Raw genomic sequence first — 16275 nt, 5'->3', positions numbered from 1 at the left:
CCGATAACAATAATTTGATGGAGTAGAATCCGTGAACAGTCCTCACTATCCACATCTATTTGAACCCCTCGATCTTGGATTTACCCAGCTCAAAAACCGCGTCTTGATGGGTTCGATGCACACCAATCTGGAAGAGCGCCCAGGTGGCTTTGAGCGTCTGGCTCACTTCTACGCCCTTCGTGCGCAAGCGGGTGTGGCCTTGATTGTGACAGGCGGCATTGCGCCTAACGAAGAAGGTGTTGTTTTTCAGGGCGCGGCTAAGCTCACCAACGACCATGAAGTGAGCGAGCACAAGATCGTCACCGAAGCCGTTCACCAAGCTGGTGGAAAAATCTGCATGCAGATACTTCATACAGGCCGTTATGCCTATTCGCCTAAGCTAGTCGCGCCTTCAGCCCTCCAAGCCCCTATCAACCCCTTTACACCACGCGCTCTGAGCGAAGAAGACATCGAGCAGCAATTGAATGATTATGCACGTTGCGCTCAATTAGCCCAGCAGGCTGGCTATGATGGTGTAGAAATCATGGGCAGCGAAGGCTATCTGATCAATCAGTTTATTGCCAAGCGCACCAACCAGCGTGATGACCAGTGGGGCGGCAGCTTTGAAAACCGCATTCGCTTTGCCGTGGAATGCGTACGTCGTGTCCGTGCCGCAACAGGTCCAGAATTTATTCTGATCTTCCGCCTGTCTATGCTCGATCTGGTTGAAGATGGCAGTGATTGGCAAGAAGTGGTCGCGCTGGGTCGCGCTATTGAAGCCGCTGGAGCGAACCTGATCAATACCGGCATAGGCTGGCATGAAGCCCGCGTACCCACGATTGCCACCAGTGTACCGCGTGCCGCCTTTACCCGTGTCACCAAAAAAATGAAGGCTGAGCTGTCGATCCCATTGATCACCACCAATCGCATCAATATGCCGGAGACGGCTGAAGCCGTTCTGGCTGACGGCCATGCAGATATGATCTCTATGGCGCGTCCCTTCCTTGCCGATCCCGAATGGGTCAGTAAGGCACAGCAGGGTAGCGCCCAGCGTATCAACACCTGTATTGCCTGTAACCAGGCCTGTCTGGATCATGTCTTTATCGGCCAGGTCACCTCCTGCCTGGTCAATCCACGAGCCTGTCACGAGACGCTGATCACCCAGACACCAGCCAAAGAGCCCAAGCGGGTCGCCGTTGTTGGTGCGGGTATGGCTGGCTTATCCTGCGCAACAGAAGCCGCTGCACGCGGTCATCAGGTCACACTTTTTGAAGCCAGCGATCGAGTCGGCGGCCAGTTTAATCTCGCCAGTCAGATTCCAGGCAAAGAAGAGTTCAAAGAAACACTGCGCTATTTTAGCGAGCGCGTGGCGGAAACTGGCGTTGAACTGCGCCTGAATACACCCGTCGAAGTAGATCAACTGCAGGACTTTGATGAAGTCGTCATCGCTACCGGCGTTGCACCGCGTGTTCCTGAGATTGCAGGCGTAGATCACGCTAAAGTACGAACCTATGCACAAGCCATTAAGGCACCCCAGCAGCTTGGGCGTAAGGTTGCACTCTTGGGTGCTGGCGGCATCGGCTTTGATGTAGCAGAGCTACTGGTACAAGGAGATCACCCTTCTGTCAGTCTGGACAGTGATGCCTTCATGCAAGAATGGGGGGTTGATCTCAATGTGAACCAAGCTGGGGGGTTAAGTCAGCCCCAGCCTCCTCAACCCGCACGTGAGATCTACCTACTACAGCGCAAGAGCAGCAAGCCTGGCAAGAATCTGGGCAAAACTACAGGCTGGATTCACCGCGCCTCATTACAGGCTTATCAGGTGAAGATGATGGCCGGTTGTGAATACCTGAAGATTGACGATCAGGGTTTACATCTGCGCTATGGCGATCAGGAAACCTGCCTCGAAGTCGATCATATCGTCTTGTGTACAGGACAAGAAAGCCAGCGCCAGCTATATGATCAGCTGATTGCAGCGGGTCGATCAGCGCACCTGATTGGTGGTGCTGAACTGGCAGCAGAGCTTGATGCCAAGCGAGCTATTCAGCAAGGCATCGAGTTGGGTAGTCAACTCTAGGTTCAGCCCTTGCATCAAAAAACCCCGCAGCCAACGCTTCGGGGTTTTTCTTTGTCCTTTTGGCCCAAGAGATGGCGCGAGCAAACCCTTGATCAACTATTGCGCTTGCTCATGCTGCGCGTATGACGTTGACCAAAGACTCTCTTAGACAGAGGCGGGAGCAAAATAAGCCTGCAAATAAGCCGCAAAATCCTGATCGCCTTCGGTTTCTAAACGCTGCTGCTCATCCAAAGAGCTGCGCGTTAAGCCCTCAAAAAGCTGCTCACGCCCTGAATCCACTGAGAGGGTCAGCAGCATCTCTCTTTGCGCTCGCGCCAGCTCCAAACCTGCTGCAAGATGACCACCGCACTCCTGCGTCAAGGCCAATAAGCGCGCAGAGGGGGTCAGCTCTGGGTTGTCCACCTTCGCCCTCTGCTGATCCAAAGCGGCACTAAAAGGTGTGGCCAAAGGTGTCGCCAAATCGAGCAGCTCACAGACTGGCGTCAGACGATCTAAGAGCGCTGCAGCTGCTGCACTCAAGCTCACCTCAGCACCAGCTTGTGTCAGCTGGCAAGCAGGGTCTCGCCCATGATGCACAACCCTCGCAAGGTTCGCTTCAATCTGGGCGCACTCTGCTTCACTCAAGGGCGGACTCGGCTCTAGTAAACAAAAGAGCAAGAAGGCATCCAGGAAATACATCTGTACCAGATCTACCCCTCCAGGCAAGAAGGGATTGATATCCAGGCAGCGCACCTCAATATACTCCACCCCCTTCTCTTGCAAGGCTTCAGTCGGTTTCTGGCCTGAACGTGTCACGCGCTTGGGGCGGATATCACTATAGTATTCATTCTCGATTTGCAGCAGATGAGTGTTCAGCTGACGATACTCATCACCGACCCGCACACCTATCTTTTCATAATCAGGATGAGGGGTGCGAATGGCTTGCTGCAAGGTGGCAACATAGTTTTCGAGCGAGTTGAAGCAGATTTTCAGGCTAGATTGCACCTTGTTCTGATAACCCAAATCAGACATACGCAAACTGGTGGCATAGGGATAGCCCAAGGTTTGGTCTGCCAAGGGAACCAGGTTGCCGGGTTGACGCGCCGCAACAAAGCTGTCATCCAAAACCGGACTCGCGCCAAAAAGATAAATCAATAGCCAGGAATGGCGGCGGAAGTTACGTATCAGGCCAAAATACTGCTCTGAGCGCCAAGCATCGTCGGCGGTTTCTGCACCCAAGCCCTGCTGTTCTGCCAGCAGCGGCCAAAGTTCATCTGGAAAGGAGACATTATAGTGCAGCCCAGCAATGGTCTGCATAATCCGGCCATAACGCCAATCCAGACCATGACGATAGACCTCCTTCATTCGACCGACTGGAGAAGAGCCATAATGCGCGATCGGCACGCTGGCATTGCCTTGTAGATGACAAGGCATACTGGCTGGCCAGAGCAGCTCTTGCTCCTCAAGACGCATCAGCGTAAAACGGTGGAGGTCCAGCAAAAAATCAAGAGTAGCTTCACGGCTATTACAGACTGGCGTAATAAATTCTAGCAGCGCCTCGGAATAATCCGTTGTGATATGCGGATGCGTGAGGGTGGATCCCAGCGCCTTGGGATGAGGGCGTTGACTGATCTCACCAAGGGGCGTTGTCCGTAGAGTTTCCTTCTCTAAACCTCGACGAATAGATTGAAATAAACCCTGACGCGTCGCGTCTTCAAGAGACTTGAGCTGTTGGTTGAGATGATCTGTCACAAATAGCGCCTTTTGTAGAGACAAGAGCCAACAGGATGAAAAGCCACCCTGATTGACTCGGCATCTTAGCCAGTTTCATCCGCCCCAACAAGCATTCGACTCACCTGAACGAGATCACATCGGGCTGGGTTGCTGGCGATTGGCCAACAGCGCTCCTAGGACATGGCTACGAGTAATCAAACCCACCACCTTCTGCTGTGCAACGACAGGAAAGACCTTGGGCTGATCAATGCGTGCCATCTGCTGCGCCAGATCCACAAGACTGTCTTCTGGCCCAACACTCAGCACCTCGGTGCGCATCACATCCAGCAAGCTACGTTGCGTACTGCTGTAGTAGCTGGCCTGTAGCAGCTGACAGAGAAGATCATGCTCAGAAACAAAGCCGACCAACTCCTTGCGCTCGTTGATGACTGGCGAACCGGGGAGTTGATGCTCTTGCAACAAGGCGACGGCTTCTTCAACTGACAGCGCAGCTTGAAGCTGCAACAAGTCACGCGACATGACATCTTTAACACGAATATGCTGGGTCATCATCTTCTCCTCTTAGAATGTGTCCTTCACACTTATCTTTACTAAGCCAGAAGATAAAAGCAAGTCCACACGGCAAGTGCCCACTCAAGGGCACGCTTTGTTTATACTGGCCCTCTATTGATCATTACTCAGGACCCTAGCATGACCTACCTCTGGGCTGTTACCTTTCTTTGGGCCTTCTCTTTTAGCTTGATCGGTGTCTACCTTTCCGCCACCGTCGATGCCTACTTTGCTGTCTTCACCCGCGCCTTGCTCGCCTCACTGCTCTTTCTGCCTTTTCTGCGCTGGAAGGGTGTCCGACTTGGCTGGCAAATCAAGCTAATGGCCATTGGCGCCATCCAGCTCGGGGTGATGTATCTCTTTCTTTATCAATCCTTCAGCTTTTTAAGCGTACCCGAAGTCCTGCTGTTCACCATTTTTACACCCCTGTATATCGCACTGATGGATGATGCTCTCCAACGGCGCTTTACACCCCGCTACTTTATCGTCGCCTCTATTGCGGTACTCGGTGCGGCTATCATCCGCTACAACCAGATCAGCGCTGAATTTATCATCGGCTTTCTGCTCGTTCAGGGAGCGAATGCCTGCTTTGCATTTGGGCAGATCGCCTACAAGTCTCTTGTGCAGCAAGAACCTGAGCAGGCGCATCTCTTCTCGGGCGTCCATACCTTCGGTTATTTTTATTTGGGTGCTTTATTGATCTCCTTGTTCGGTGTGCTCCTGCTGGGTGATAGCACGCGCCTACCCACTCAAACCATCGAATGGGGCATTCTGCTCTGGCTTGGTTTGGTGGCCTCAGGCTGTGGTTACTTTCTCTGGAATAAGGGCGCTGCACTGGTGGATACCGCCGCTCTGGCGGTGATGAACAACCTCTTGATTCCTGCTGGTTTACTGGTCAATCTGCTGATCTGGAACCGAGAAGTCGATCTACTGCGCCTTGGCCTGGGTTGTCTGGTGATGCTGGGAGCGCTGCTTCTGAATCACTATTGGGCGCGCGCTACGGCCAACCTGACTCAAGATCCTGCCACTGAGGCCGACACTCGCTAGGCCAAACTGGCAATTCACGAGATGATTGTTTAATCTTTTTCGTTCAACATGCAGAGGTGTGCTGACTTCTGCTTCAAGTGACAAGGAGCTTTCTTATGCCATCTTGGCTTTTGCGCTGTGCGCTGTGCAGCCTACTACTTCTGCCTACGACGGGCTCCGCGCTCAACTATGATCAATACGACGATCTCTACGCTTACTTTAGTGGTGGCCTGCATAGCTGGAGTGAAGAGGTCTCGGATGCCAGCGCTGAAGGCTTGAAAGTCCGTTTTGGCCAGCAGCTCACCAGCTTTGTCGCTGTTGAAGCGCATCTCGCCTTTGGTGGCTCGGATGAAGACGTCTCGCTGGATCGTCTGTTCGGCCTCTATGCTCAATTTGGCTTGCCGCTGAACTACTTCACTCCCTACGCCAAGGTGGGCATGACCTCAGTCTCCCTAAGCGATGGAGACAATACCCGCTCTGATTTCGAATTTGGCTATGGTGTTGGTGCTGAACTGAACATCACACGCCAGTTTTTTATCGATCTTGAATATATGCGCTACCTTGAGACCGATGATGTTGACATGGATGCCTTTACCCTCAGCCTGGGCTACCGTTTAAGATGAAAAAAACCGGATTCAAAAACATAGGTTTGATTGGCCGCCTTGGCAGCACACGGGTTGTCGATACATTGAAGCGTCTGATGCACTTTCTCTCTGAGCGTCACTATCAGGTGATTGTTGAAGACCAGACGGCGACCGTCATCCTTGGACATGGATTCCAAGAAGCCAATCGCAAGATGCTGGCTGAAATCTGTGATCTGGTGATCGTGGTCGGTGGCGATGGCAGTCTGCTCGGGGCCGCACGCGCGATGGCCAAAACAGGCGTGCCGGTGCTCGGCGTCAACCGTGGACGTTTGGGCTTTTTAACCGACATCAGCCCAGATGATCTCGAAGAAAAGGTCGAAGAAGTGCTGAATGGCCAGTACATAGCTGAACGACGCTTTTTGCTGGATGCCGAAATCTATCGTGAAGGTGAGCCCATCGGTACTGCAGATGGCCTGAATGATGTCGTGCTGCATCCGGGTAAATCAGCGCGCATGATCGAGTTTGATCTGTATATTGAAGGACAGTTTGTTTACAACCAGCGTTCAGATGGCCTGATTGTCTCTACCCCAACTGGCTCCACCGCCTATGCCCTCTCTGGTGGTGGCCCGATTATGCATCCCAAGCTGGATGCACTGGTGCTGGTGCCGATGTTCCCCCACACCCTCTCCAGCCGCCCGATTGTGGTTGATGGCAGCAGCGAAATCAAAATTCTGGTCAGCACCAGTAATACCACCTATCCGCATATTTCTTGCGATGGTCAAACCCATCTGGTCACCAAACCTGGTGATGTGATTTATATTCGTAAAAAGCCGCATAAGCTGAAACTCATCCATCCCGTTGGACATGATTTTTATGATATTTGCCGCAGCAAGCTAGGCTGGAACTCGCAACCCAGCAACTATTAACTTGGTCACTCGCCAGTCAATAGGCATCGAGCCACCCAGTCACGATGGCCGAATCACCAACGATGATCAGGCCGCCGCCCCAAGATGAGGGCAGCCTTGCCCACTGAGTGGATGACCAGCCGAAGAGAGCAATGGATGAGCAGAAAGAACAGAAGAGGCCCAGCATGACACCCCACCCGGGTTATGACTTGATCGGGGATATCCACGGTTGTGGCAACACGCTGCGCCAGCTCTTGCGTCTGATGGGATATCAACAGCGTCAAGGCTGCTGGCGTCATCCTGAAGGTCGACAAGTGATTTTTGTCGGCGATCTGGTGGATCGTGGCCCCCGCATCCGCCAAGCCCTGCATGATGCCTACGACATGATTGACGCAGGGCAAGCGCGTATGGTGCTGGGCAACCATGAGTACAACGCACTGGCCTACTTTACTGAAGATGATCAAGGCCAGCCCTTGCGCGATCACTCACCACGCCACCAGCGTGTGATCCAAGAAACCCTCGATCAGTTTGCTGCTTATCCACAAGAGTGGCGTGCATTTCTCGACTGGTTTATGACACAACCTCTGGCGATTGAAGAAGAGGACTTTCGGGTTATCCATGCCTGCTGGGACCCAGAAGTCATGCCGGACTTTTTCGCGCGCTTTCCATCAGGCTGTATGGATGAGCACTTTTTCCGTGCATCCACCCAGCCAGGCAACCTGGAGTTTCGTATTGTCGATCGCGCCACACGCGGCACCTGGCTCAAACTACCTGATGGCATGACACAAAAAAGTGGCGATGGCTTTGTACGTGATCGCTTTCGGACCAGCTTCTGGGTCGATCAACCTCACACCTGGGGCGATGTGCTCTTTCAACCTGATCGGCTTGATCCTCAATATGAAAGTCGCCCTTTAAGCGCAGCAGATCGCCAGCATCTGGTGCATTACCACAGCACACAGAAGAAGCTGTTTTTTGGTCACTACTGGTGCCAAGGCTTTCCGGCCGTGATTCGCCCGCATCTTGCTTGTTTGGATTACAGCGCCGTGAAGTATGGCCGCTTGGTGGCTTATCGTTATCAAGGCGAGGCACAACTCAATGCCCGTCACTTTGTCTGGGTTGAAGTGCAGCGTGATGAATTCCCGCCCTTAGATGAGCTGCGCGCAGAGATGACAGCCGAAAAAATCAAAAATATTTAAACCCTGATGAAACTTTTACAGATGACACCCTTCTAAGTCAGTGTAGTTTCCTCATGATGATCCCTATTCGGCGGCCTGTTGGCCGCCTTTTTTTTGTGGCCTCAATCGTTTAACCTTAAGCTCCTTGGCTGAGGGTCATCCATCCAGATGAGGCCTTAGATTCAGATCAGTAATGGATCAACACCATGCTTAAAATTTTTGCTCTGCCTGCTGATCAAGACCCCATGCCCTTATCGCGTCGCCTCTGGCGAGCAGGCATCGCGCACCGGATTCTGGCTGCACCTTCTCGCCCAGAGCATGACTTTTGGCTGCTCAAGCCACAGGATCTTGTGCAGGCCCAGCAGGTCATACAAGACTGGCAGCAGGGTGTGCCAGCTAGCCCTCCCTTCACCTCAGCTCGTCCTCCTGCTTGGGCGACCGAGTTCACCCAGCGCTGGGTCACGCTGACCCTGATGGGCTTCGCGCTCTTGGTGACGCTCAGTTATCAATACCTATGGGGAGCCGCTGTTTTTCTCACTGTCTCCTATACCCCGATGGGGGTGCAGATGGGCCAAATCGTTAGTCTGCCCTTAAGCGCCACACTGGAATCCGGCCAGTGGTGGCGCTTGATCAGCCCGATCTTCATTCATTTTGGCTGGATGCATCTGGTCTTTAACCTGTTGTGGATGTGGGTCCTTGGTGAGGCGATCGAAAGACACCAAGGTAGCCTCAGGCTCGTGCTGCTGGTGGTGATCGCCGCACTGGTCTCCAATACAGCTCAGTTTATGATGCATCAATCCAGCCAGTTTGGTGGCCTCTCCGGCGTGATTTATGCCTATTTAGGGTACACTTGGCTACTCAGCCGCCGTTTGCCACACTCAGGGCTGGAAATCCCCTCGGCACTGGTCGCTTTTATGCTTGGCTGGATGCTGCTCGGGATGACGCCCTGGGCACAAAGCTTTGGCCTGAATATGGCGAATGAAGCCCATCTCGGTGGACTGATCGCTGGCCTGTTGTTTGCTCTACTTCCCCTGCGTTTTCATAGGAATGCATCATGACTTTTGCTGAAATGATTGAAAAGATGTCCCCCGAAATCTATCTCGCGCTGAAACGTGGCGTCGAGCTGGGCAAATGGCCGAATGGCCAAGCCCTGACCGCTGAACAGCGTGAAATCAGCATGGAGGCCATTTTGCGCTATGAAGTCGTTAATCAGGTGCCCGAAACGGAACGCGTGGGCTATATCGCGCCGAAAAAAAACCGGCCTGCCGCAGATGATGTCAGCAGTATTAAAATTCTGCACTAGGCCTGCCCATGCCTTGCGGCGTTGCAGCCAAACAGCACCTGATTTCACCAGCTCAACAGCCTAAGCGCCTGTGCCTGAGCCTGCGCCTTGGGCTGTTCCTCTGTTGGCTGCTCACCAGTCTTCCCCTTACCGCTCAGGTGCGCCTTGAGATCACGCCTCCTCAGCGAGAAATAGAACAGAATGTGCTGGCTTACCTTGGCGAAGTCAGCCCACGCAATACACGTGAGATGCGCCGCTTTGCGCACTATGCACGCCGTCAAACTCAAGCCGCCTTAGAGGCCCTCGGCTATTATCAGGCCGAACTTGAACTGAGCGTCGAAGAAGGCAACCCCGCTAGCCTACTGATTCGTATTCAACCAGGTGATCCAGTGCGCTTTGGCCTGATCGATCTCCAGCTGCTGAATGCCACCGACACACTGATTACCCTGCCGCAACCTGAACAACTGAGGACAGGACAACGCCTCAGCCATCAGGCCTATGAAGCAGCTAAGCGCAATCTGCGTAATCAGGCGTTAGAACTGGGTTATTTTTCCTATCGTTTTACTCGCCATGAAATTCTGATTGATCCCGTAGAAGGGATCGCTGATGTCCATCTGCATTTTGATCCTGGCCCCCGCTATCAACTCGGTGAAGTGGTCTTTCAACACGAGGGTGAGCTGAGTGATGATTTTTTACAGCGCTTCGTTCGCTTTGCTCCCGGCACGCCTTATCACATTCAATGGCTCGCCGATTTAAACCGTGATCTGCGCGCCAGTGGTTATTTTCAGGAAGTGCTGCTTGAAACCCAGGAAGATGAACTCATACCCCATCAATTGCGTGTTGAGGCCCAGTTGCGGATGCGCGCTCCGCGTACCTTGAATCTGGGGCTGGGCTATTCCACCGATATCGGGCCGCGTGTGACGGCACAGTGGACCCAGCATTGGATGAACCAACAAGGCTTTAGCCGTGGTTTTGAGACGGAGGTTTCAGAGCCCCGCCAAGGGCTCGAACTCTGGTGGCAAAAGCCCCTTGGCCGCCCAGCCACAGATCGCCTCAGGCTGACCAGTTCCATCACGCAAGAAAGCTTTGATGAGCAAGAAAGCCTACGCTATGGTGCGGGCTTGGCTTGGCATCATCGTCAAGCCAATCAATGGGATCGCATTATTTCACTGCGTGGTGAGCGCGAGGACTTTCGTGTCGGTGAAACCGAAGATGCGACCTGGTTAACCCTGCCTGGACTCAGCTATGCACGCGTTCAACGTGATCGGCCTCTTGATCCACAAAGAGGCTATCGCTTACAAATGGATCTCCTTGGCAGCCGCGAGACGCTCCTCTCTGATGTCGATCTGCTCCAACTTCAGCTGGCGGCCAAGGCGTTGACCACCTGGCGCTTACAGCATCGCTTTTTAGCCCGCCTCCAGCTGGGTGGTCTGGCCACCAGCAACTTTGAGCGCGTCCCAGCTTCGTTGCGCTTTTATGCCGGTGGTGATCAAAGTGTGCGCGGCTATGCCTATCAAGACCTGGCACCGCGCAATAGTCGCGATGAGCTGGTCGGGGGCCGCTATCTCATCAGCTCCACGCTGGAGTACCAGTATCAGTTCAGTGATCGTTGGCGCTGGGCTGGCTATGTGGATGCCGGCCAGGCCACGCGCACACCGAATGAGCTGCTTGAACCCAAGGTGGGTGTGGGCACTGGCCTGCGCTGGATTTCACTCGTCGGACCGATCAAGCTGGATGTCGCCTATGGATTGGATGATGAACAAGGCGGCTGGCGTATCCACTTTTCTATGGGGCCGGATTTATGAGTCCTGCTTCGTGGATGCGCTGGCGGCATCGTCTGCAACGCAGCTGGCTGTTACCCAGCTTTCTACTGCGCCTGCTCGTGGGTTGGGTGGTGCGTTTAATTGCGGCCAGTATCAGTGTCACCAGCTTGGTTCTGCTGCTGTTGGCCAGCTGGCTACTCTTCACTGAAGCGGGCGGCAGCTGGGCTCTGCGTCAGATCCCCGGTGTTGAGCTGCGCGGCTTTGAGGGCCAATTGGCACATCGCTGGCAAGTCGATCAACTGCAATGGGAAGCCAGTGCCTTGGATCTGGCGTTGCCCTTGTCGGCCCTGGATATCTCTGATCTGCAGATAGAGTGGGATCTCAGCTGCCTCTTACAGCGCACCGCCTGCCTTCAGTCTATCCAGATGCATCACTTAGAGATCACGCGTCCAGATCACCCAGCGCCCACACCAGCAGCCAGCGATGCGCCTTTATTTGGCCTACCTCAGCTGGCTCCGCTGAACCTCAGCGACCTGCACCTTCCGCTGAATATCCAGTTAGATCATCTACGGATCCACCAACTCAGCTTAAATCAGACACAGCTCAGCGACGGAATCCAGCTCAGCGCCAGCTGGCAGCAAGATCAACTTCATCTTGCCCAACTTCAACTGAGCAGCCCTCTATGGCCGAAGGATCTTTCTGCCATCGAACTCACAGGGGAACTCCAGCCTCAGCAACGCTGGCCATTGCAGGCTACACTGACCACCCGCTACCAAGGGCGGGCTTGGACACTCGAGGTTCAAGGCGCGCTACTGGATTTTTTACATCTGAATGTCCAAGATCAGCAGCAACAACTTCAGCTCTGGGCCCAGCTTGATCTACAACGCCAACACTGGCCAATGGCACTCGAGCTTCAGGCGCAAGAGCTCGAACTCACGCCTTGGATCACCCACTTCTGGCCACAAGCTCCGCTTGAAGAATTCGCCCTGACTCAGCTCCAACTCAGCCTGCGTGGTCATGCAGGGCAAGGATGGCATCTCGATAGCCAAGGGCAATGGCTGATCGATCAGCTGCCCTTGCATCATCAGCTCGCGCTCACGCTGGATACGGAATCCCTCTGGTTGGATGATCTCGCGCTGTCCTGGTCAGAGACAGGAAGGATCGCACTCCAAGGCCAGAGTCACTGGGTTTCCTGGCGTCAAGATCACTGGCCAGAGACTCAGCTCCAGCTCCAACTCTTGGGGCTGAGCCAGCTACTTGCGACCTCACCCGTGAACGAGTGGCTCGCCGCTGCGCCTTTATCCCCTGAGCAGGTCGCTCAGCTGCAGGATAGCTTACCCAAGGTCGATGATCGGCTGCACTTACAGGCCCAGTGGCAGCATCAGCAGCTAAGCGCACAGGCCGATCTCATTGGCTCTTGGGCCAGTCGCCAAAACTGGTCACTCGAGAGTCGAGCAAACTTGCTCTGGTCAGCCGAGGAACCTGAAGCCTATCAACTAACACTCGATTTTATTCAGCTGGCACAGGCAGATCAGTCCTTACTGCTCAGCGCCAGCTTCAATCAGCACCAATGGCGCACCAGCTTTGATCTCGATTGGCTCAGATTAGAGGAGCTGCCCTGGCTTGAGATGCAAGGGGATCTAACACTGGAGGGACAGATCAACGCTCCCGCTTGGCCGCTCTTTCCATGGCAAACGCTAGAGCAGAGCACAATGCTGGCTTGGCTGGCTGAAACCGAGTTTCAGACGACGCTGACCAGCCACCAGCTGCACTGGCAAGACTGGCAGCTAGAGGGATTGGCCTGGAATCAAGTCTGGCAAGCCAGACGCCCCACTCTACCCTTGATGCTGGAGCTGAATCTGGCCAGTTTGCGACAACAAGAGGCAGCTCAGTCGAGCCAACCGCTGAGTTTTGAGACCTTGCGTTTTGCACTGGAAGGTGAACCCAGCGCACACCAGCTCCATTTGGCGCTGACCTATGAAGACCAGCCTCTGAGTTTGCATTTTGCTGGTGGCTGGCAAACTGGCCCCCAGCTGCACTATATGAGCAGCCCCATTCAGTTGGAGGACTGGGCTTTTCTCTGGCCAGAAGATTTTCGCTGGGAGGGACAACTGGAGGCCCATCTGGTTGCCGCTTGGGATGAGTTTTTGGCTTTGAGCTTGGCCTTGGATGCACCGGCGAGCCAGTTTCAGATTCTGAGCGAGGACCCGCTCAATGCCACCCCTTTATGGCTGACCTTTGCCTACCAAGAGCTGCATCTGGATCTGCATCTACTGCATGATGCCTTCACCAGTCGCTTTTGGCTACAAGGCCCAGAGCTAGGTGAGCTACGCCTCGACAGCCGCATTGATCGCTCAGCCGCAACCGAGCGACAGCTGGATGCGCTCCTCAGCCTACAAGATGTACAACTGCAACTCCTAGCACCTTTTATCGAGATCGATGAGCTCAGCGGCCAACTTGAAGGCGACATCTACTTTCGTGGCCCTTTAAGGCAGCCTGAGCTCTTTGGCCAGCTGCACCTTGAGCAGGTGAGCGCGCAGGATCGCCTCTGGCCCGCCTCACTCAGTCAACTCGAAGCGGAGCTGACACTGGATGGCGATCAAGCCTGGCTCGAAGGTGAATACCTCGCCTCACCCAGTGGTACAGGCACCTTCAGTGGCCAGATCAACTGGCGTCCGGAATGGGAGGCCCGACTCACCCTAGAAGGCAGGGATCTGGCGCTGCGCTTTGATCCCTACGGACAGGTCTTCGCCCATAGCCAGCTGCAGCTTGAAGCCAACGCCACAGCCGCGCACCTCAGCGGTGACATCCATCTCCCTCGGGGGTTGATTGAGGTGCGTGGACTCCCCGCGCAGGCGCAAAAGATCTCCAGTGATGCCAGGGTGATCGGCCCGGCGGCCCCTCCGCCAAGCGCCAGCTTCCCCTTCACTATGGATTTAGACCTGCGCTTGGGGCCGGATCAGCTGCTCTTGGAAGCACTCGGCTTAGAAGCTGGAGTCAGTGGCCGCCTGAGAGTGACACAGGATCAACAGGTGCGCGGCGAGCTGAGTCTGGTCGATGGTGTTTACCAGTCTTTTGGGCAGGATTTACAACTGCGTCGCGCTCGGCTGACCTTTACAGGGCCGGCTGATCTGCCCTTTGTCGATATCGAGGCCATCCGCAGTGTCGGCGAAATCACCGCTGGAGTGCGTGTCACCGGACGGATAGACCAACTCGAAACGGAGATCTTCTCGGAACCTGCACTGGCACCGGAAGAAGCGCTGGCCTATCTGGTGCTGGGCCGACCTCTACAAACTGAACGCGATGAAAATGCGCTCAATACAGCGGCGCTGTCTTTAGGCTTAAGTGGTGCTTCTGGCCTCACCGAACGTCTCGGCAATGCCTTGGGGATACGTGAGTTTGAACTGGCTACTGAAGGCGATGGCAGCCAAGCCAGCCTGGTGGCTTCCGGCTATTTGAACAGCCGCCTCAGCGTCAGCTATGGGGTCGGTATTTATGAAGAAATCTCGCGCTTTGCGGTACGTTATGAGTTTTCACGCCGTTTTTATGTTGAAGCAGTGAGCTCAATTGAGAGCTCACTCGATTTCTTCTGGCGGATCGATTACTAGGCCAGCGCAACACCCTCTCTAACCGAAGGAGCCTGCGCATAAGCTTTCTTGACCTCTTCAGCCAGAATCCGCAAGCCTTGGGCCACCTGTTCTGGCTCTTGTGAGTAGGTCACACGCAAGCACTCGTGACGATGCGGCCAGCTTTCATCCGGCAGACCCGGAAAGAAATAATGTCCAGAAACCACCAGCACACCACGGGCTTTCAAACGCAGATACAGCTCTTGGCTGGTGATCGGCAAGCCTGGGAACCATAACCAAAGGAACATTGCGCCCTCAGGTTGATGCAGCATCCACGGGCAGTCTTCGCCCATCGCGTCTTTCAGCACCGCAACAGCCTGATGCATCTTAGCCTCATACCAAGGCTTCACCTGCTCGCGGCTCAGCGTCAGAATCTCTCCAGAGCGCACCAACCCTTCTATCAATTGCGGGCCAAAACTGCCAGTCGCGAGATTTAAAATCGCGTTTGCCCCACTGAGCGCTCGAATTAATTCAGGACGCGCAATCACAATACCTGTACGCGCAGCCGGTAATCCTAGCTTAGAAAGGCTTAAACAAAGAATAATCTGCTCATCCCAGAAGGGCTCAACCTGAGTATAAATCAGCTCAGGAAAGGGGCTGCCGTAAGCACCATCAATAATCAGTGGGATATCCCAGGTTTTCGCTAGTGCATGCAGCTGATGTATCTCATCATCGGTCAACACATTACCCGTTGGATTAGTGGGGCGCGATACACACAGGGCACCCACTGACTCATCAAGCTGCAACCGATCAAAATCAACACGATACTTAAAAGTATGGGCATCCAGCTGCTCGATCTGCGGCCGCACACTACGAAATAAATTGGGTGCCAGACCCGCATCGGCATAGCCTAAATACTCTGGCGCGAGCGGAAAAAGAATCTGGCGCTGCTGACCCTCAAGGGTCTTGCCCGCCAAGAGATTAAATAGCATAAAAAAGGCGGCCTGACTTCCATTCGTCAGTGCAATGTGGGCGGGAGTTAAATCCCATTGATAAGTGCGATTGAGTAGATCAACCAGCGCCTCAATAAAGCGGGCTTCTCCTTGCGGGGCATCATACTGACCGATTAAACGCGCAAAGGCCTCAGGCTGCTCAGTAATGCCTTGTAGTTCAGCGCGCAAACGCTCCTGAACTGGCGCAAAGTGGCCAGGATTACCGCCCCCCATCATAATCATCGGCTGGTCACCGGCCATCGCCTTACCCAGATCTTCCATTAAACTGTTGATGCCTGCTTGAGCAGAAAACTGGGTTGCAAATTCAGTCAGTTTCATTCTTCTTTCAGACCCTGTGCAAAGCTTTTGGCCTGTTGCAAGGTCATGACCTCCGTCGATTCAGTTTCAATATCATGCATGATCACCAACTCACCGCGTTTTAGCTGCTCTTTGAGCTGGCCCACCCATTGATCCACCTGCTCCAAAGCCGTCGTATCATAACCCTGACGAGTCACAAAAGCCGCCAGCAGCTGATCCAGAGTCGCTGTCTCAAGAAGACCAAAAGGAATTTCCACAAAACGCTGATGCATCGGATGATCTCCAGCCGCAAAAAGCAGCTATCTTAGCAGATCTCACTTTAAAACCTAAGGTAACCCCACAAAAG

General features: G+C 54.1%; 13 protein-coding genes. 9 read left to right on the top strand and 4 right to left on the bottom strand.

What is annotated here, in order from left to right; translation table 11 throughout:
- Positions 1 to 31: 31 nt before the first annotated feature.
- Positions 32 to 2056: an FAD-dependent oxidoreductase gene (locus V6U78_RS01990; RefSeq protein ID WP_405336661.1), complete on the top strand. Its 2025-nt coding sequence runs from the start codon at positions 32 to 34 to the stop codon at positions 2054 to 2056.
- 144 nt (positions 2057 to 2200) lie between these two features.
- Here the strand turns inward: V6U78_RS01990 and gshA are convergent, their stop codons facing one another.
- Together gshA and V6U78_RS01980 are read right to left on the bottom strand one after the other, a co-directional pair.
- Positions 2201 to 3787 carry a glutamate--cysteine ligase gene (gene gshA, locus V6U78_RS01985; RefSeq protein ID WP_405336659.1) on the bottom strand — a complete coding sequence of 529 codons (1587 nt, stop codon included), beginning with the start codon at positions 3785 to 3787 and terminating at the stop codon, positions 2201 to 2203.
- A gap of 114 nt (positions 3788 to 3901) precedes the next feature.
- Positions 3902 to 4318: a CBS domain-containing protein gene (locus tag V6U78_RS01980; protein WP_405336657.1), complete on the bottom strand. Its 417-nt coding sequence runs from the start codon at positions 4316 to 4318 to the stop codon at positions 3902 to 3904.
- Positions 4319 to 4459: 141 nt separating this feature from the next.
- Here V6U78_RS01980 and V6U78_RS01975 point away from each other — a divergent pair, with 141 nt between their 5' ends.
- From V6U78_RS01975 to V6U78_RS01940, 8 genes are all read left to right on the top strand, one after another.
- Positions 4460 to 5365 carry a DMT family transporter gene (locus V6U78_RS01975; protein ID WP_405336655.1) on the top strand — a complete coding sequence of 302 codons (906 nt, stop codon included), beginning with the start codon at positions 4460 to 4462 and terminating at the stop codon, positions 5363 to 5365.
- 95 nt (positions 5366 to 5460) lie between these two features.
- Positions 5461 to 5967 (top strand): porin family protein, encoded by a 507-nt coding sequence (locus tag V6U78_RS01970; RefSeq protein WP_405336653.1) that lies wholly within the window; start codon positions 5461 to 5463, stop codon positions 5965 to 5967.
- Complete coding sequence (locus tag V6U78_RS01965; protein WP_405336651.1) at positions 5964 to 6854, top strand: NAD(+) kinase; 891 nt, start codon at positions 5964 to 5966, stop codon at positions 6852 to 6854. Before V6U78_RS01970 ends, V6U78_RS01965 begins: the two co-directional genes overlap by 4 nt.
- Before the next feature lie 164 nt (positions 6855 to 7018).
- A complete protein-coding gene (locus tag V6U78_RS01960; RefSeq protein WP_405336649.1) occupies positions 7019 to 8029 on the top strand; it encodes a metallophosphoesterase in 1011 nt (336 codons plus the stop codon).
- Between the two features lie 185 nt (positions 8030 to 8214).
- Positions 8215 to 9066, top strand: a complete 852-nt coding sequence (locus tag V6U78_RS01955; RefSeq protein ID WP_405336647.1) for a rhomboid family intramembrane serine protease — start codon at positions 8215 to 8217, stop codon at positions 9064 to 9066.
- Positions 9063 to 9311 carry a YeaC family protein gene (locus tag V6U78_RS01950; RefSeq protein ID WP_405336645.1) on the top strand — a complete coding sequence of 83 codons (249 nt, stop codon included), beginning with the start codon at positions 9063 to 9065 and terminating at the stop codon, positions 9309 to 9311. The genes V6U78_RS01955 and V6U78_RS01950 overlap by 4 nt, the downstream gene beginning before the upstream one ends.
- Before the next feature lie 8 nt (positions 9312 to 9319).
- Entirely contained in the window at positions 9320 to 11095 is a 1776-nt protein-coding gene (locus V6U78_RS01945) for an autotransporter assembly complex protein TamA (protein WP_405336643.1), read from the top strand.
- A complete protein-coding gene (locus tag V6U78_RS01940) occupies positions 11092 to 14661 on the top strand; it encodes a translocation/assembly module TamB domain-containing protein (protein WP_405336641.1) in 3570 nt (1189 codons plus the stop codon). The genes V6U78_RS01945 and V6U78_RS01940 overlap by 4 nt, the downstream gene beginning before the upstream one ends.
- On the opposite strand, the gene V6U78_RS01935 is transcribed toward V6U78_RS01940, so the two are convergent.
- Positions 14658 to 15950: a valine--pyruvate transaminase gene (locus tag V6U78_RS01935; protein ID WP_405336639.1), complete on the bottom strand. Its 1293-nt coding sequence runs from the start codon at positions 15948 to 15950 to the stop codon at positions 14658 to 14660. The genes V6U78_RS01940 and V6U78_RS01935 overlap by 4 nt on opposite strands.
- Entirely contained in the window at positions 15947 to 16201 is a 255-nt protein-coding gene (locus V6U78_RS01930; protein ID WP_405336637.1) for a YheU family protein, read from the bottom strand. Before V6U78_RS01930 ends, V6U78_RS01935 begins: the two co-directional genes overlap by 4 nt.
- Between the last annotated feature and the right edge of the window lie 74 nt (positions 16202 to 16275).

Origin of the sequence: Marinospirillum alkalitolerans, assembly GCF_045055655.1 — a bacterium.
In the GTDB taxonomy this organism is placed as follows: Bacteria; Pseudomonadota; Gammaproteobacteria; order Pseudomonadales; family Halomonadaceae; genus Marinospirillum; species Marinospirillum alkalitolerans.
This window is presented reverse-complemented; position numbering and strand designations above follow the sequence as displayed.